At 54.1% G+C, this 17,971-nt stretch carries 12 protein-coding genes and 1 pseudogene; 2 read left to right on the top strand and 11 right to left on the bottom strand.

Translation table 11 applies throughout. The annotated features are described in order from the left end of the window. Window positions 1-159: 159 nt before the first annotated feature. Window positions 160-849 (bottom strand): formylglycine-generating enzyme family protein, encoded by a 690-nt coding sequence (locus I8J30_RS09365; RefSeq protein WP_338044840.1) that lies wholly within the window; start codon window positions 847-849, stop codon window positions 160-162. Between the two features lie 137 nt (window positions 850-986). Here I8J30_RS09365 and I8J30_RS09370 point away from each other — a divergent pair, with 137 nt between their 5' ends. Next, on the top strand, window positions 987-2,498 hold the full coding sequence (locus I8J30_RS09370) for a peptidase G2 autoproteolytic cleavage domain-containing protein (protein WP_210657438.1): 1,512 nt from the start codon (window positions 987-989) through the stop codon (window positions 2,496-2,498). Between the two features lie 67 nt (window positions 2,499-2,565). On the opposite strand, the gene I8J30_RS32975 is transcribed toward I8J30_RS09370, so the two are convergent. The 3 genes and pseudogenes from I8J30_RS32975 to I8J30_RS09380 form a co-directional block, all read right to left on the bottom strand. Then, window positions 2,566-2,952, bottom strand: coding sequence for a nuclear transport factor 2 family protein (locus I8J30_RS32975; protein ID WP_240548004.1), 387 nt, complete (start codon window positions 2,950-2,952; stop codon window positions 2,566-2,568). A gap of 75 nt (window positions 2,953-3,027) precedes the next feature. Then, window positions 3,028-4,026, bottom strand: a pseudogene (locus I8J30_RS32980) (ROK family protein); the annotation flags it as partial. Next, on the bottom strand, window positions 3,917-5,665 hold the full coding sequence (locus I8J30_RS09380; protein ID WP_210657441.1) for a class I mannose-6-phosphate isomerase: 1,749 nt from the start codon (window positions 5,663-5,665) through the stop codon (window positions 3,917-3,919). The gene I8J30_RS09380 and the pseudogene I8J30_RS32980, both read right to left, overlap by 110 nt. A gap of 207 nt (window positions 5,666-5,872) precedes the next feature. Between I8J30_RS09380 and I8J30_RS09385 the strand changes: the two genes are divergently transcribed. Then, complete coding sequence (locus I8J30_RS09385; protein ID WP_210657443.1) at window positions 5,873-7,945, top strand: copper amine oxidase N-terminal domain-containing protein; 2,073 nt, start codon at window positions 5,873-5,875, stop codon at window positions 7,943-7,945. A gap of 326 nt (window positions 7,946-8,271) precedes the next feature. Here I8J30_RS09385 and I8J30_RS09390 read toward each other — a convergent pair whose 3' ends face one another. The 7 genes from I8J30_RS09390 to I8J30_RS09420 form a co-directional block, all read right to left on the bottom strand. After that, complete coding sequence (locus tag I8J30_RS09390) at window positions 8,272-9,420, bottom strand: acyltransferase domain-containing protein (protein ID WP_210657445.1); 1,149 nt, start codon at window positions 9,418-9,420, stop codon at window positions 8,272-8,274. Between the two features lie 310 nt (window positions 9,421-9,730). Beyond that, the gene (locus I8J30_RS09395; RefSeq protein WP_210657447.1) at window positions 9,731-11,230 is read right to left on the bottom strand and encodes an arylsulfatase; all 1,500 of its coding nucleotides are present in this window, start codon (window positions 11,228-11,230) and stop codon (window positions 9,731-9,733) included. Window positions 11,231-11,245: 15 nt separating this feature from the next. Further along, a complete protein-coding gene (locus I8J30_RS09400; RefSeq protein ID WP_210657449.1) occupies window positions 11,246-12,508 on the bottom strand; it encodes an alpha-L-fucosidase in 1,263 nt (420 codons plus the stop codon). 74 nt (window positions 12,509-12,582) lie between these two features. After that, a complete protein-coding gene (locus tag I8J30_RS09405) occupies window positions 12,583-13,455 on the bottom strand; it encodes a sugar phosphate isomerase/epimerase family protein (protein ID WP_210657451.1) in 873 nt (290 codons plus the stop codon). Between the two features lie 27 nt (window positions 13,456-13,482). Continuing rightward, window positions 13,483-14,490 (bottom strand): asparaginase, encoded by a 1,008-nt coding sequence (locus I8J30_RS09410; protein WP_210657453.1) that lies wholly within the window; start codon window positions 14,488-14,490, stop codon window positions 13,483-13,485. 35 nt (window positions 14,491-14,525) lie between these two features. Next, on the bottom strand, window positions 14,526-15,227 hold the full coding sequence (locus I8J30_RS09415) for a copper homeostasis protein CutC (protein WP_210657454.1): 702 nt from the start codon (window positions 15,225-15,227) through the stop codon (window positions 14,526-14,528). 134 nt (window positions 15,228-15,361) lie between these two features. Continuing rightward, complete coding sequence (locus tag I8J30_RS09420; RefSeq protein WP_210657456.1) at window positions 15,362-17,959, bottom strand: GH116 family glycosyl-hydrolase; 2,598 nt, start codon at window positions 17,957-17,959, stop codon at window positions 15,362-15,364. Between the last annotated feature and the right edge of the window lie 12 nt (window positions 17,960-17,971).

Below are 17,971 nucleotides of genomic sequence, written 5' to 3' on the forward strand. Positions count from 1 at the left end.
AACTCTCAGCGGTAGCGGAGAGCAAAATTACCGCTAACAGCAGCCCGAAAGAGCAATTTCACTCTGGTTTCGGCGATTGTGCCACATCTTAAGCGCTATATCCGCTTATGTGCCCCGCTTCGACCTCTTCTTGCTGACGTAAGCGGTATATCCGCCTATTCACCTAGTCGCAATAGATCGGGCCAGGCGAAATCCAAGGTCATCGATGCAAAAGGTCGGGTGGCTGCGGCGGCGGCAGGTGGCTCCGCAGCCTCTGGCCTCTTCGGCCCAGCTCCCGCCTCGAAAAATCCGATAAGGGCCGTACACTTCCTCATCATAGAGATCCCAGCACCATTCCCACACATTGCCCAACATATCGTACAATCCCCATGCGTTCGGTTCCTTTCCACCTACCTCATGGACTTTACCGCCGGCATTCTCCGCGTACCAAGCAATCTGATCAAGCTCGCCGTACCGATAACCGGCAGTCCCTGCTTTACACGCATACTGCCACTCCGCTTCCGTAGGAAGTCGATAACCATCCGCATCCCGATTCCAATCCACGTCACCCGAGGGACGCATAGCGTAACAAGGCTGCAATCCTTCTCTCTCCGACAGCAGGTTGCAGAACTTCACGGCATCCAGCCAAGAGACGTTGACCGCCGGCAGCCTCGAATCGCCATCCGAAGGAACAGCTGCGTCCCATCCAATCTCACCGTACACCCCCACCGTTACCGGATATCGCGCAAGCTGAAAGGGCTTAATCTCCGCTTTCCATTTCTTTTTCACCCGGTCGTCCCTTAACTCCATTTCTCCCGCAGGAATCTCTACCATCGCAATCTCGATACTGCTCCGTCTATCGGCTGACACACTGAATTCCTCCCACGATGACTCATTTCTATATACGCTCAGAAAAAGAACTCTAGCATCCAATCATATTTTCTCTCATGTAATAATATGGAAATAGATTCACCCTCATTATGTCTTACCAAAGGAGATGTTGCAACATGGCACCATGCAATGCGCAAGCAACGGGGACATGCTCCGAAGCTGAAGGTTTAGATACGTTAGCAAGCGGAGACGCCTCGCACGCGGAAGGATTCCAGTCAACGGCGATTGCTTTTGCCTCTCATGCAGAAGGATATGCCAATACGGCTCAAGGACCTGCATCCCATGCGGAAGGTGGAAGTACACTCGCTGAGGGAATCTATTCCCATGCCGAAGGCAGAGAAACGGCTACCACCAATGAAGCTTCGCACGCGGAAGGGTTTCTATCCGTTGCAAGCGGTTTTGCCGCGCACGCGGAGGGCTACTTTACTATTGCAATCGGACCTGCTTCCCATGCGGAAGGCGGCGGCTCGACTTCGACCGGCATCTATTCGCATGCGGAAGGCGAGGTGACGCAGGCGATCGGCGACCGCTCGCATGCGGAGGGCATGAATACAATAGCCAATGGGATGAATGCGCACGCCGAAGGGGAGTTGACCCAAGCTTCCGGCTTGGATGCTCACGCCGAAGGAATGGAGACGTTCGCTACCGGACAATGCGCGCATGCCGAAGGAGAAAGCAACACCGCCAGCGGGAGAGCATCGCATGTGGAAGGAAACCTTAACCTTGCAGCCGGCATGTTCGCGCATGCGGAAGGCCAGAGCACGGTTGCAAGCGGCGATGTCTCCCATGCCGAAGGCAACCAAAGCGTTGCCAGCGGACAATCCTCGCACGCGGAAGGCGCCGTAACGACCGCAAGCGGATTTTCCTCGCATGCTCAAGGGGTTAATACGGTTGCTGACGGCATGTTTTCGCATGCAGAAGGGCTGAACACTTCCACTAACCTGCTGGAAGGGGTTCATATTATGGGGAAATTCGGCTCAGCCAATGAGCTGACTTACTCGTGGTATTTGGCCAATGGATTAAGTGACGAAGCGCCCGGCATAGCAGCGAAAATATTAAGCAATGGCGATGTGAAAATCGACGGAACGGTGAGCAGTCCTGCTGCCGACTATGCGGAGATGTTTGAAACCTCTGACGGAAAACCTATCGAACCGGGTTATTTCCTGGCCCTAGTAGGAGATAAGGTTCGCATCGCTGCTTCTGCGGATCCCTATATCGTAGGCATTACCAGCAGCAAACCCGCTTTTCTATCCGGAAATGCCGAACTCGGCTGGCATCGCAAATATATGACCGATGAGTGGGGACGGACCCTGTATCAGGATGTACAGATTCCGGTGCGGCTGGACGCATCCGGCCAATTGCTCTCACCCGGACGCACAGAACGGCAGCCTATACTGAATCCTGATTGGGACCCGCTTCAAGACTACGTGCCTCGGTCAAGCCGTCCGGAATGGGTAGCTGTCGGCATGGTTGGCAAGCTGCTGGTACGCGATGATGGTTCCTGCCAGCCTGGCGGATTATGTGCGCCGAACGATAATGGCATCGCCACTCTCGCAGACAAAGGGTACTATGTGCTGAGAAGAACGCGCCCCAATCAAATACTGGTGCTGCTGGGCAACCGTTATTAAAGGTGTATTTGTGGGCATAGAAAAAACCGCCTATCCATTGGCGGTTTTTCTATACCCGGTAATACAGCTAGAACATGCCGTTCTCATTAATGGAATGCTCCGGGACAGCCTGACCTAAATCCCACAGTTCAATGATGCGGCCATTCGCGAAACGAAAAATGTGGACGACAGCAGCTCCCAGGTCTTCAGGCTTTTGTTTCACATGGGAGTGAACCATCACGCAATCCCCTTCCTCGATGGCGCGTTTGACTTCAAGAGTCTTGTGCGGATTCAAGGCGGCGTTTTCTTCCATCGCCAGCATGAGCGATTCTGCATCGCCACGGAAGTAGGAATTGTGATGACGGAAGTCCGGTCCTACATAACGTTCGTAGGCCTCGCGCACCTTTCCCGAGGCTACCAGACTTAAAAACGTCACAGCCTTCTCTTTAAGCAATTCCGTATTCAACGCGATCATCCCCTTTACAAATTCATAGATGCCTCTAAACGTACTCGCGAATGTATCTCGGCTGATACGCACCTGTGCCTTCAGCTGCTGCGCTGCGAGCCCCGATTGGAAGGCTTCGATAAACAAGCTGCCGCTCTTGGAGATTTGCCCGCCAAGGACGATGACATCCGGGTCAAACTGCCGCAGCGCAGGCGACAAAATCACGGCCATCCGCGCGCCAAACGCCTCGAACAGCCCGATCTCCGGCTTATTTCCGCGAAGGGCGGCTTCCGCCAGCTCCCGCACATCGCTGCCACCTTCGGTGTCCGGCAACACGCCCAGCTCCTTCGCAAGCCGCAGCACGCCGCTCTTCGAGATGTATGCGTCGGCAATCCCACCTCGGTATGGCGTCTGATACAGCCAGCCGTTAGCCGGCACATCTGCGCGATGCTTCACCAGACGGCCGTTCTCCAAGAAACAAGAGCCGAGCCCCGTCCCGATTGTAAGGCACACAGCCCGCTCTCGCCCCGGCTCCCCGTGACCGCTCCGTGAGCCGGCCGTCTCGCCAAGTCCAAACAACGCGGCATCGTTCTCGAAAGCAATGCGGAACCGCGGCGCCAGCCGCCTCCGAAGTCCTTCATTCGCACGCAGCTTATCTTCGAGCAGCTGTCCGACGGAAAGGCCATACAGAGACTCGAATTTGCCCAACCCGCGTATCAGGCAAATTCCGTTCTCGTAATCGAAAGGGCCGGGAAATGCGAGCCCGAAGCCGCTAATCGGTTCCTCAACCTCATCCAGCCCGCCTCGCTTCAGCATATCCTGCACAATCGCAACGAAATGCGCCAGGATGGCATCCGCCCCCAAGTTCGATTTTGCCTCATACTGCCCAATCGTCTGTTCAATGATGGAACCGTCTCGCATGACAGCTGCCTTAATCTGCGTACCGCCAACATCAAATGCCAGAATGACGCCCGGGTTCATAAAGATCGCCTCCCTAAGCTCTGACAAATGCTTTAATCGTGCCGATTGTCCGGCCAACGCTTGGACCGCTTGGACGAATCGTATAGGCCGCAACAGAAGCCGGAACGATGAACGTTTCCGCATAACGGATGATGAATGGCTCGAACGCGCCGACCGGACTTTCCACCGTCGCCTCTTCCCCTTCGATCAAATTCAGCATATGCACGCTGCCGTTTGCTTCATGGCGAACCGGTGCGGAGAACCAGTGCCGCCGCGTCTCGATAAATTCCAGATCATGCAGCCCCGTCCGCTCTTCCTTCCAGCCTTCGCCTTCCGCCACCGGTTCAATTCGGCCGACACAGCTCTTCGTCCACTCCGTCGTCCGCTCCCACTGAATGACCTTCTCCCCATGGTCCACATGGACAGGGCGCGGTTTGCCATCCAGCCCGAGACGATCCCAATCCCACAGCTTAAAGGTGAAAATATAGGGCGTCGCGCTAATCTCAAGCACCATGCAGCCCTCACCCGAGCAATGAACCGTCCCCGCCGGAATGAGAAAATGATCATGCTTAGCGGCCGGATACACATTCACGTACTTCTCGGCCGGGAACGTAAAGTCACCTTGCTGTGCCTTGCGCAAATCCGCCATCATTTGCTCCGAATCCACGTTGTCCTGCAGCCCCAAGTACACTTCCGCGCCGGGAACCGCCTCCAGAATGTAATAACTCTCATCCTGCGTGTACGGCATACCGAACTGCTCACGAATGTATTCCGTCGTCGGATGCACCTGCAAGCTTAACTTCTGGCCTCCGATCGTATCGAGGAAATCGAATCGGATCGGGAATTCAGCCCCGAAACGCGAATACACCTTATCTCCCAGCAGCTTAATGGATTCGAAGAAGACCAGATTAATCGAAGGCAGCTCCAGCCGAAGCGCACCGTATTGAAAATATAAGCTGTTCTCCTCAGGCACCCCATCGAACCCCCATGCATACGGGTGGTTCCGCTTCGGCAGCTCGATGTTGGCCTCCAGCCAAGTTCCGCCCCACACGCCGGGATCGAAATACGGCACGAGCCGGAACGGCTGACTTGCCGTCTGGGCCAGACCGGCAAACAAGGCTTCCCGGGAAACCATCTTAGGAGCATCCGCCTCATTCGTATCCAGATAATAATCGATCCCGCCGAGCAGCGATTTCTTCAGTCGATCCGCCATCCGCCATTCGAAGAAGAAGCCGCGCTTGTACAACCGGAGAATATCCGTTTCCACGATATTCGTTCTCCAGTTGCTATACGTCTTCGCGCGATAACGCTGCTGAATTTCCCAGCGCGCCAAGTCGGCGTACAGCAGCACATCGCCGCTTGTCACAAGGGTTGCGCCGAAGCCGATTACGACAACGATGCCTGACGCTACAGCATCTATGTCGTCACGAAGCTGCTGCAGCTTGTCCGCATCATAGCATTCTTCCATTCGAAATGGCGCCATATACCCAAACACGCGGTCATCCGTCATATAGCGCTCGACCTTGCGGTCAATCTCGCCGGGCTCCAGCGCCGCATCTTCAGCTTTTATGATAAGTGCAGGTGTCCATGCCGCAGACAGTCCTGCCAGAATTTCCTCTTGTCTTACGCCGGGATAGCATTCCACGACGACAACGGCTTTCGATTTGCTTTTGCCTGAGATGGCGTCCCGTACTGTATTTCCGATTGCTTCATAACCCGACCATGCCTCATGCTCCCAGCCCTGAATCGTCACAATCGGTTCCTTGTTGTATCCCGACTTCATGATTAACTCCCTCTCTTCTTGCGTCTACAGCCCACCGGATTTTTTCACCTATTTTAACACAAATAAGCAGCAAGCCGAACCTTGCTCCCGATTATTCCATTTTCGTTTTCAATTTTTCTTTTCCAAGCATCGCAACTTTATGGTAAATATAGTCGTTTAAACAGTGGTCATCTAAATTATCGATTCGAAATAGAGAAGGAGTCGCGTATGAAACCACTTAAGCACTATGTTGTCTGTACTTTGGCACTGCTAACATTATTTCAAACAGCGCCGCTATCCGCGGAAGGAACGGTCGATGCACCTGTATCTGCGACCGATGCACCAACTACAACGACGACGGGCGACTCAACGACCGCTAATCCGATCGTGAGTGCCGTACCCATTAGCAGCTTGCTCACGCCGGACAACGAGCTTGTGCTGAAGAAGAACAGCACCGCGATGCTGTTCAACAAGAAGCCGCTGAAAGCCGCGCAGCCGTTAACGATCAAGAACGGCTCATCTTACGCCGCGCTGAACGGGATTGCAGGGCCATTCGGCTACAAGCTGTCCTATGATGCGAAGACAAAAGAATCCATCGCAAAGGCCGGGGACATCGAGCTTCGATTCAAGCCGGGCAGCGACATGATTAAACGCAACGGCGAATCGATCAAAGGCCCGGGTCCGACCTTCATCCTGAAGGGTTCGCTCATGGTACCGCTTCGCATGTGGTCGAATTTGACCGGAAGCCGCATTATTCCGCGCGGTCTCGACACCGTCATTAGCTGGGAAGCGCCGCCATCTGCGGAATTCACTGTGCAGCCTACTGAAATTTTCGCACAGCAAACGGTTGTGGATTATTTGGTAAACGGCGTCCCGACCGCAGTGGATGAAACGAACACCCATGAGCGCTGGGAAGGACGAGAGTCCATCTTCCAGGAAGCCGGTATGCATGTCGTAACACACTGGGTTCAAGGGGAGAACGGCGTATGGAGCGAGCCATTCAGCGTTACGGTTAACGTGCAGATGCCGAATCAGCCGCCGGTAGCTGATTTTACAACGGATAAAACGACTTATCGCATCGGAGAGCCTGTCACGTACACCGATCTGAGCACCGATGACCGCAATGACATCATTTCCGCTAAATTCACGGGAAATTCTCCTGCATTCTTCAGTGATGGCCAGTTCCCGGTCACGCTTGAAGTCAAAGATGGCGGGCAATTGATCGGCACCGTTACGAAGATGATTACCGTCATTCCGGAAATCCTGTACACCGAAGATGAATTTAACCTGCTCTTCACGCCGGTTGGACGCAAGTATACGATGGATGGCACGGCTGTGCGCAACTACCCGACCCTCTCCTATACGTACACGAATGAACCGGCGAGACTTGTACACAGCAACAGTCCTGAACGTTGGATGACGACAGGTCTTGTTTATGACACGGAGCTCTCAGGCTCAACCCGCTTCCTCTTCTATAACGAGAACGGAGCAGGCTACCCGCTGAAAATGTACCTAATTGCAACTAACACAAGCAGTACCGGCCAAGCTTCCGTAGGCGTCGGCGCATGGGGCAAGGGCGGTCCGGACAAATCCACCATTATGGCCGGCAAAATGGCCACGATTCGCTACATGGATGCACTTACCAAAAATGTACCGGCTTCCTACGTGACACTCGCTCCGGGCGAATCCAAGATACTGCTCCCAGAGATGTCGAACGTTCCGGTTAAGCCGGGGGATGTGTTCTCCGCTTATGCGGACGTCGTTTCGACGACAAACATTCGCTACCGGATCGTTGTCGTTCAAGATAAACAAGATCCGCTGCCGATTCTCGACTCCTTAACGGTTATGCCACGCGATAATAAGCATGTCCGCGGCACATTCGATTACGCCGATCGCGTGATCGATCTGAGCACCTCCGAGCCGGTCGGTGCGAAGCCGCAAAGTATCCTACTCGGAGACAGCAAGATCGACAAGCTCGTGGATGGCATTGACGAGATGACCGGTCTGCTCGAGTACGATTATGGCAACTTCGGCGTCTTGTACAAAATGAAGGTGCAAGTCGCGCCTAACACGATTGTCGGCATCAATGCCAGAGGCGGTCACTATGCAGGGGCTTTCATCGTCAACGGAAAACTCGTTCCGGTTACGACCGACAGCGCGCTCCTGACGCAAAATGAAACGGCCGTGCTCTACCGCACCGGTGCCGCAGCGGAAACGCTCGACATAGTCTTCACGCTCGCATCCGGCAGCTACTTGCCGATTAACATGACGTTCCTGCCAATGCCGCAGCTTCGTCAATAGCAGCCGACGGCGAGCAGCAGGAAGCACAAAAAAATGCCGCACTACGAAGTAACTTCGTGGTGCGGCATTTTTTATTCGCCACTTCATCAGGCGGGCACCCCTTATATCAGATTGAAATGTTGCCATTTACGCATCATTTCAAACGAATAGGGAGGCTGGCGAAGGAAATGCTGCCTTGCTATCAACATTTTCGGCCAAACAAGCCTCCTGGCATCCATTCTAATGCCAAATGTTGCACTTCTAGCAATATCGGGCTGTCTTAGCCCACTCTGCGGGGCAGAATGTTGCATGTCATGCAGCATTTTACTTGATTGTCCATCCCTAGGTTAATCGGTCGCCTGATCGTCCATCAAAATAAACCCGCCCATGTCACGCAGCGCGCCGCCGTTCGCGAGATGCCCAAGGACTGCGCGGCGAAGCGAAGTATCGGCCGGCGCTTTCGTCCAATCGTCGTACAAGGTGCCGAAGATTCTGCGCAGCCCTTCTTTGCCGTCGCCGCCTACCGGATAGAGCCGGAACTCGCGCTGGAAACGGACGATGTTCGCGGAATCGCTCAGCAGCTGCTCGAATTGCGGATCCAGCAGCCACGATGTACAGACGAATGCGAGTCGAGTTTCCTCCGGAAAATACCGCTTGAAGAACACTACCGCATCATGCATGGAATCCAAGCACTGTGCGTGATCCATCTTGCCATCGGCAGCAATATGGACATCCAGAACCGGATCGCCGGCGCGCAGCACGATCTCCCACTCGTCGGCGCGGAACGTCTCCGGCTGACGAACGGCGAATCCGCCATCCGTGATGCGGTGTCCGCTAATGCTGCCTTCGCCGATTTCGAGCACGGCTTCCCATGCTCCTTCTTCATCGAAGCGGTCATTCGTGCCATCGATAAGACCATCGCCGCGGAAGCGGATGCCGCTCTCCGCCAAGACGACCACCTCGCGAGTGCCAAGGTGGCGAAGCACTTGCCTGCCGCCTCCGAAGCGGCCGCGCTCATACTGCAGCCTTCCGACTCGAAACAGTCGGAAGGACATATGGTTTACGAGCCACTCGTTGCCAAGTCCCCAGCGACTGTGCCGGCCGTAATAATCGCGCATCCACAGCGCCATGTCGCTGAGGGTATGCTTCAGAATGTCCTGCGGAATACCTCGCTCCGCGTAGAGTCCTTGAAGCCGATTCAAACCGCTAAGCAGGATAAGCGGCTGATACAGCTCCGCCCCTTCACCCATCTCGGCAAGAATGCCGGAGAACGTCTCTCCGCTGGGGGCCTCGCCGGCGTCACCCGAAAACAGCAATTGATGCCCGCGAACTGCCAGCGCGCTCAATCTCTCATCCTGCCTTACCTTAACCGCTGCCTGCTGCAAAGCATCCCATGCCTCAGCCGGAAGCTCAGCAACAAGGTTCGCTTCCCGAAGCGCTTCATCTTGCAGAAACCATAATTCATCTTGAATCGTTTGTCGCCCTTGCCCGTTCATTCCTGCATCTCCCCTTATAGCGCGGCGGTGCTTCGGCATCCCGCACATGTTGCACTCGGATTGCGTTGTTTTGTCGATTATAGCATAAGTCTCTTGCTACTAATTTACCTCATGCGAGATTCACATTACTAGAAGACGATTGGTTGGCATGCGGTAACTGGTACCTCTCTTGCGCTGAATCACGCTAATTTCTCTCCATGTGTGGTAACTGGTACCTCTCTTGCGATGAATTACGCTAACTTCTCTCCATCTCCGGTAGTCAGTAACTACGCACAAAAAAAGCGGGAGCCCGACAGCCCCCGCCTTCCTCTTACTCTGGAAACACACTCGTTAGCAGCTGACGCGGCGGTCGACCCGCAACAAGGCAGCCCTCTTCCACGTAACCTTCCTCACGTCCATCCAATTCCACCGCCAGGCGCTGCCTCCACTCTGCCAAACGGCTCTGCCGGTTCGGAGAATCCGCCAGATTCACCAGCTCCTGCGGGTCGTTGACTAAGTCGAACAGCTGCTCTTCGCCTGACTGCGAGAACCACAGATATTTCTCTTTGCCATCCGTGACAAAATGGTTCGACAAGGCCCCATACGAATGCTCGCCATGCAGATACGGCCGCCAATCGGCTTGCTCACCACGGCATAGCGGCAGCACGCTGCTGCCCTCTACGGTAGCCGGAATCGGTGCCCTGGCGATATCGAGGAGCGTCGGCATAATGTCGCGCAGCTCAATCACTTCCGCAGCTTCGCCGCCTCGGCGTAATCCCAGCTTGCCGCCGGAATCGCTGACGATGAACGGAATCTTCGCGCTTCCTTCATACGGAAGCGCTTTGCGGTAATAATGATGATCGCCAAGCAGCTCGCCATGGTCAGAAGCGAACAGGATGATCGTATTTTGCGATACACCATATTCCTGCAAAGCGTTCACCAACCGGCCAATCTGATCATCCAGATGCGTAATTAGCGCGTAATAGGCCGCTCGCGCCCGGTCCAGCCTGCGTCTAGGCACAATGCCGAAATGCGTAGTCGGATCAGAGCCGTTCGCCTTCGCCGCTTCAACATCCACCCAATCCCCGATCGGAGGCTCAGGCAGCTCTAGATCCTTATACATATCCATGTAGACCTGGGGCGGATCAAGCGGTGAATGCGGCCGGACAAACGACGTATATAAGAAGAACGGTTTGCTTGGATCCCGCCGACGCAGAAAATCAATCGACTGCGTGACCGTCCAATTCGTCGGGTGAAGCTCCTCCGCCAGATGCCAAGGACGCGCAGCCGCCGACGCATTGCAGTCGAGGCCATTATCCGTGATATCGTACTGCGCACCGGCGTTCTGGCGCAGCCAGATCAAGTAATCATCCACTTGGTCGAAATGTCCATCGACCGTGTTATTATGCTTGGTGCGGTTATGATGCAGATAGCCGTCATGCAGCACGATATTATGAAACCCGCATAGATTGCGCGCGGGATAGACATGCATTTTGCCGACGCACTGCGTATGGTAGCCGGCACCGGCAAGCTCGCCTGCCAGCATATGCTCATACTCCCACGGCACGCAGTCCTGGTATCCGACGCGCCCGTGCGAGCGCTGACTCATGCCGGTTAGGAGCGCCGCTCTCGCCGGTACGCAGGTCGGCGTAGCCGAATAGGCATTGCGGAACAGCACGCCGGATCGCGCCAGGCGATCCAGGTTCGGCGTCTCCACAATCGGATGGCCGGCCGCGCTTAAGCAATCGCCTCGCATCTGATCCACCGTAATTAATAGAATATTAGGCCTTGCCTCGGGCCGAGACTGAGACCGGGATCCGCCGCCGTTCATGAGGCACCGCCCTCCCTATTCACCGGAATAATGCACAGATAATTCGCGAAGGGTCGGTTCCCCGTCGCTTTCCGTAATTTCGACGACAACGCCCGCTGCCTTAATCGCCGGAATGCGGATAATGGCTTTATGCCCGATATTCCTGCCCTCATGGACCGTAATCAGGCCGTGAGACTTGGAAGTAATCACGGAGACAGTGAAACGCTGGATGCTCTCGCCGCGAGTGAGATCCTCTTGAATGATAATATGATCAATTAGATGGGACTCTTGCGCTTTATATGTCCACTTCGAGCCTTCCTGCGTGCAAGCAGACAACGTAGCGATCGGACGCTGGAAGCGGCGGCGAATTTCTTCGCCGAATTGCGTCAGATGCTGCGTATCCTTGCTCGGAAGAAGCCCTTCGCGGTTCGGTCCGATATTGAGCAGCAGGTTGGTGCCGCGTCCGACGGACAAGTAGTACAAGCCCATCAGCTCGTCCACGCTTTTGACCATATGCTCGTCCTCATCGCTGTAAAACCAGCTGATCCGGTTATACCGCAATTGCACGTCGCATTCGGCAGGCAGCCACATTTGCGCGCCAAGCTTCTCTTTCTCGTCCGTCAAAATCGAGAAGTCCGTCGAGTCCACCACATTCCAGGTCGGCGTCGATGCTACGCCATCCTCGTTCCCGATCCAGCGGAAATCCGGATCGCCCATGTTGAAGATCAGAATGCCCGGCTGCAAGCGGCGGATTTCGCCGATGATCCGATTCCAATCGTAAGTGTGGCCTTCAGAACCGCAGCCATCGAACCACAAGATATCGATTTCCCCATAATTGCCGAGCAGCTCCGTAATTTGATTCACGAAATAATCGTCGTATGCTTTGGCATCCTGAGTGTAGAAATTCGCCGAACCGTCATAGGGGGAATAGTAGAGACCCGGCTTCACATCATACTTCCGGCAGGCATCCACGTACTCGCGGATGACATCGCCTTTCCCGTCCTTCCACGGGGAAGCTTCCACCGAGAACGAGCTGTATTTGGACGGCCAGTTGGAGAATCCGTCGTGATGCTTCGCCGTCAGAACCGCATATTGCATGCCCGCTTCCTTCGCGGTGCGGATCCATTGCTCGCAATCCAAGTTTACGGGGTTAAAGTCCGCCGGCGACATCGGGCGCTCGTCGAAATCCGCATACCCTTCATAGAACGTCCGAAGTCCGAAATGTAGAAACAAGCCAAATTCCATATCCTGATAAGCCAGCTGCTTCGCTGAAGGTACCGGCTTCTGAATCGTTTGCATCTCTACTACCGCCTCTCTCAATAGGTCGATCTTATGCTTGTTGATCCTCTGATGATTCTCGTATCCCGCAGTTACTACGCCTCTTGCCACAGCGTGCGCAGATTATCCATCGCGATCCGCGACGCTTCTTTGCACTCTTCCATACCTTCGAACTCCACCGTAATATAACCGTCATAGCCGGATTGCTTGATCAGCTTCGTAATTTTGCGAATTGGGATTTCACCGTGGCCTACAATGGCACCGCGCAAGTAATTGTCATGGCTCGTGCGGAACCAATTGCCGCCGCCCGGCGGCTCGTCGAACGGACGGAAGTAGAAGTCCTTGAAATGAACGAGCGATGCATAAGGAAGATTCTTCATAACGCCGATAACCGGATTTTCGTCTACGCACATGAAGTTGCCGACATCCAGCGTGGTTTTGAAATTCGGACGATTTACTGCATGCAGGATCCGTTGCACGCGATCGCTTGCTTGCGCGCTGAAGCCGTGATTCTCGATGGTCGTCGTAATGCCGTACTGCGCCGCATAATCGGCAATGATTTGGCTGCCTTTGACCATGAGGTGCAGGTTCTCCTCGAACCAAGCAATCGTCATTTGCTCCTTCGCAATCGTAAAAGCCGTCACGTCATGGCGCATATGCTTCATGCCAAGACGGTGTACCAAATCGACATGCTCCTTCACGCGTGCCATCTCTGCCTCGAAAGACTCTACATCCGGCTGCACGAAGTTTGCGGGCATCGAATAGTTGGATAATGCAATGCCAACCTCCGCCGCTTTATTGCGAACCGCATCTGCCAACTCCGGATTATCTACGAGAGTAAAGCCGTACGGAACGATCTCCATATGCTCCCCGCCGTTATCCGCTATCCATTGAATCGCGTCCAGTACCGTCATTTCGCCCGACTTTAACGCGTTTAACAAGCTGTATGTGCTTAATCCGATTTGCATCCTCTTAACTCCCTCGTTTGCGTTCAATTATGATTCGTAGCGCTGCAGCTTGAAGACCGCTTCGTTGCGGCCCGCGACGATGCCGTTGTCATTGAGCATATCGGCAGGCGCCAAGGCGCGCAGCCGGTCGATCGTTTCCTGACGGGAATAGCCGATCTGCTCCAAGATGGATGCGATAATGAGCGGCCATTCTTCCTGCGAACCGTCAAGCACCTTCAAAGCAAAGCCAAGCCCTTCCTCGCGCAAACCGAAGCAATAGACGCCCTTCGCCCCGCCTTTGGCAACGATATTATCGTCCAACAGCAGAATCGAGCAGATTTGTCCGGATCCGGACACCATCTCGGGATGGCGGTTCATGAGCCCCGCAATCTTAATCGCTGCGCGGCGTACCGCGTGATCCTCGATAAGCTCAGGCAGAGCCAGCTTCAAATAAGCCGTTGCCAGACGGTCGAGCGGAATCGCAAACACGGGGCAGCCGCAGCCGTCCACGCCAGTCACGACTTCTTCCACCGGCATAGCTGCCAGATAGGCAAGCGTTGCCGCAATCTCTTGCTGGGCAGGATGATCGGTATCCGTGTAGCCTTGCAGATCATAGCCTTTATGCTTGCATAACGACAGAATGCCAAGATGCTTGCCGGAGCAGTTGTGATAAATTCTCCGTTTCGGGGAGCCGCTGACGAACAGCTCATCTCTGGCTGCTCCGTTTAGCGGATAAGTAGGCGAGCAGACCAGCTGCTCCTCTGCTATGCCGATTTTCACCATCATCGATTCCAGCTCCGACACATGGAACGTTTCCGCCCAGTGGGAGCCTGACATGATCGCGGTTTCCTTCTCCGACAACCCGAATGCTTCATCTGCGCCATGTATAAGTGCAGGAAGCGCCTGAATCGGCTTCCCGGAAGAGCGTAGAAACGTCAAGTGACGAACATTCCCCGTACCGTAACGGATACCATTGGCATCTACACCACAAATATGGCCGTAGTGTACATTTTCCACATAACCTCCGCGATACTCGTTAACCAATACCTCAGACATCTGTTTGCTCCTCCTACCCTAGTGCGTTGTTGTGGTTATTGCGGTTTAAGAACAGCCAGAAGTGCAGCCAGCCTCGCCGGATCAATCGGAGCTTGAGACCGTCCATTCTGCCTCACGCCCGAGCCGAAATGAACGGCACGCACGCCGGTTTGCTTCACGAAATCGGAGACCGAAGCCAGCGTCAGTCCGCTTCCCGCCATAATTTCCGGTCCGGACGATCCGCTCCCTTTCCTGCTTTGCCGGACGAGCTCCTTAATGGGATCAACCGCAGCCAATACGCTCGGCTTCCCGCCGGACGTCAGCACCGTGCGGATCTGCGGATAACGGGAGAGCGTCTCGTAGGCTTCCTCCAGATTGCGCGCCTCATCGAATGCCCGATGAAATGTAACCGGAACGCCATCTGCCGCATCCAGAAGCCGCTTCAGTTTCTCTTCGTCGACTTTCTGCTCTGCGGTCAATACGCCAAGCACGTAAGCCCCGATGCAAGGGAAGCGCAGCGACTTCATCTCACGAACCATCTGCCCCATATCTTCTTCCGAATAGTGGAAATCTCTGCTGTGCGGACGAATCATGACATGAACCGGAATCGCGGCTTCCGCTGCGATTTCTTCCATAACAGCCATTGCCGGCGTGAGCCCGCCTTCCTCGATGGCCGAGACCAGCTCTATACGATCAGCGCCGCCCCTAGCGGCAAGCTTGGCATCTTCCGGCGATAGAGCAATAACTTCCAGTAGCATAGACAATCTCCTTCAATTCGATCTGCGCCGGAAGTGTTGGCATGCCCAGCTTCTCCGGTGCTTGTACTATAACTTCTAGCAGCTTTGGCAATCTCCTCCCAAGAGACTGTTTTGCTCATTTACCATTTTTCGCTCTACATTTTTCTCATCGCATTTATATGCTTCAGTTCAATCTCCAATCTGTTCCCCTGCGAAATGGTTCGTTGTTGCGAGAATACGATATTCCCATTCTCCCATTTCCAATCTACCTTATAGCCATCGACTCTGATCTCTGCGATATCGTTCTCGGACAAGAAAGGCAGACCAAACGATAATAGGGACAGCTCGCCGTATTGGACATGCAGTTCTGCTTTCCCGGTCTCTATCTTAAAGATCCCCCAGCCGGCCTCCAGCGACCAGAAGGTTTCATAACTTTCGCGACGAGCGATGGGATTAAATCCGACATGACCGTTTACCATGTCATAATTAAAGCCGCTGAAAGTAAGCAAGAGCGCATAACTGGCCATCGACCTGGCATAATGGCTGCCGCACTCCATTTCGTTCCACGGATTACGTTTCTCGCCATCATATCGCTCACGAACCGCTCGCACGACGGACATGCCTTCCTCGACCATTCCTTCTTGAATCATATGAATCGCGGCTTGATATTCAAATCCGTTCATCGTCTCCGAATTGTAAGTAATCGGAATTGCAGGCTTTCGCGAGCCCTCGGGCCATGAGCAGATGATGAGTCCGGATTCATCGTCCAAACTATATAATCGCCATAGATTCGTGAAATCGGACATCTGTTTAAAGTTATGCTCGTAAATAGACTTAAGCGCTTGCCGTGTTTGGATAGGATCAAAAATTTCGCCCAGACCGCATAAATTAGCGTGCCATTGCGCCACGACTTGGTCGATGGAGCATCCGTCCAGAATCTGGTAGTTAATCTCATTCCATCTATCATTCCAATAGTATTCGAGTGCTTCTTCATCGCATGTCTCTAACAGCGACTTGTCGGACAAGTCGATCTTCTGGATATAGTAGTTCCCGTTAAATAAGTGCTGATCGGTCCAAGACTTCCCTCTTTCGTACAGTGCGCGATAGTCCTCCGCTTTCTCCGGGTAATCCAAATAAGCCGCCATCTCCGCTCCGGCTTTAAGCGCCGCCAAGTAAAACCCATTCAACCAGGCGTTGGGTCCAAACAGCTCCACATCCAATGTGTTATGCTGCCTGCCCTCCAGCACGCCGTCTCGGTCCGCATCCCAGCGATGCTCGTTCGTCTCGGCCCAAGCATACTCCAGCGATTGTTGAACGGAAGGCCATAGCGATCGCAGCCAATCGGAATCGCCTGATATTTTCCACTCTCTGTACACTTTGATAATGCCGCCGAATTGGCCGTCCGCGCAGGCATACAAGTCGTTGGCCCGGCCAAGCGGCAGCTGAATGCGGAACGACATCCGTCCATCTGCGCGCATATTGTATGTATAGTCCAAGTCCCGCATGGATCGCTCCAGCTTCGGAAACAGAAACGGAGCTGCGTAGGCATAGTTCCATACATGCGTACATGAACCCTCACAGCAGCCTTCCGTATCGATGCAGCCTTCGAATCCATATAAGGAGCCATCCTCCAGACGCAGGACCGTAGGCGATTTCAGTGTCGAAAGGTTTGCCGCTACTGCCTCCAGCGCCTCTTCAGGGAGATGAGAAGCATATAAAGACCGTTTGAACAGAAGCGTCTCCCGGTATAATCGTTCCCAGTGTTCGAACGCATATAAAGCGCTGGCAAAGGAATCGTTAAATAATGTGGCATAGTAGTTCTTCCATATCGCAGGCTGACTAGCATCCTGTGCATGGCACAAAGCGCCGGAGCCGCCGTTTGTCTCGGGATTCCAATAGTTATGGCAGTTTGGAAAATGCCAGGTGATCAAGAAACGGAAGCGCTGCGTTTCTCCGGGCTTTAGCTCCACATGAGCGGATAGCTGTCCCAAATCTTTGGTAGAAGTCGGTTCGCTCAAGCTGCTCCCGAATCTGCCCGGAGAGCTAAATGTTCGCCAATACATTTCTCTGCCTTCATACCATTGGCAGTTCACTTCCTCTGCGTCCGTCGCGACGGTCAATTCACCGAATTCCGGCCTATTCGGGCCATAAGCGTCCGATCCCATGCGGATGCCGCGAACGGATCCGATTCGTTCGAACCGATTCCAGTGCGGACTTTCATGGTGCGGGTTGGCAACGGACAAACATGCCGTATACGTAATGCTGCTATCGGTAGGATTGTGAAACTCGATTTCGAAGAATGCGCCCGGGATGCTGGAATCCTGGTCGTTGAGCGGTATGAACGGATTGTAAGCCGTCAGCTTCACGTCACCGGGGAAGCGCTTGTCGCGAAATTGCAGATCAGCGATAGGAAATTCGCCAACAAAGGTGCAGTCCTCAAAATGAGGAAAACCGCCCATTGTAGCCTCGCTCGGTCCGAATCCATACCCGCTATGATTTTTAATTCGTTTATTTCCCATATAAGGCGGCAGCAGCTTGCCATTCAGAACTCGCGCATCCAGCACTTTCCCCTCCGACTCCGCTTTGACTGCGAAGTGGCTCATGCCGTTCATGCTCTGTTTGTTCGGTCGATTTTTTATTTCCCAATCCACTAGCCGGCCATTGCCGGCTAGTCCGATCGATCCGCTGCCAATCCCTCCAAGAGGAAAGATGATCTCTTTTAATTTGGCGTCTTTATAGCTAAAGCGTTCCATATATACACCTTC

The organism is Paenibacillus lignilyticus, assembly GCF_017942085.1.
Classification (GTDB): Bacteria; Bacillota; Bacilli; order Paenibacillales; family Paenibacillaceae; genus Paenibacillus_Z; species Paenibacillus_Z lignilyticus.

Coding starts and splice junctions, on each gene's coding strand:
- I8J30_RS09370 (WP_210657438.1), top strand. CDS start 987: ATGGCACCATGCAATGCGCAAGCAACGGGGACATGCTCCGAAGCTGAA.
- I8J30_RS32975 (WP_240548004.1), bottom strand. CDS start 2,952: ATGATCGCGTTGAATACGGAATTGCTTAAAGAGAAGGCTGTGACGTTT.
- I8J30_RS09380 (WP_210657441.1), bottom strand. CDS start 5,665: ATGAAGTCGGGATACAACAAGGAACCGATTGTGACGATTCAGGGCTGG.
- I8J30_RS09385 (WP_210657443.1), top strand. CDS start 5,873: ATGAAACCACTTAAGCACTATGTTGTCTGTACTTTGGCACTGCTAACA.
- I8J30_RS09390 (WP_210657445.1), bottom strand. CDS start 9,420: ATGAACGGGCAAGGGCGACAAACGATTCAAGATGAATTATGGTTTCTG.
- I8J30_RS09395 (WP_210657447.1), bottom strand. CDS start 11,230: ATGAACGGCGGCGGATCCCGGTCTCAGTCTCGGCCCGAGGCAAGGCCT.
- I8J30_RS09400 (WP_210657449.1), bottom strand. CDS start 12,508: ATGCAAACGATTCAGAAGCCGGTACCTTCAGCGAAGCAGCTGGCTTAT.
- I8J30_RS09405 (WP_210657451.1), bottom strand. CDS start 13,455: ATGCAAATCGGATTAAGCACATACAGCTTGTTAAACGCGTTAAAGTCG.
- I8J30_RS09410 (WP_210657453.1), bottom strand. CDS start 14,490: ATGTCTGAGGTATTGGTTAACGAGTATCGCGGAGGTTATGTGGAAAAT.
- I8J30_RS09415 (WP_210657454.1), bottom strand. CDS start 15,227: ATGCTACTGGAAGTTATTGCTCTATCGCCGGAAGATGCCAAGCTTGCC.
- I8J30_RS09420 (WP_210657456.1), bottom strand. CDS start 17,959: ATGGAACGCTTTAGCTATAAAGACGCCAAATTAAAAGAGATCATCTTT.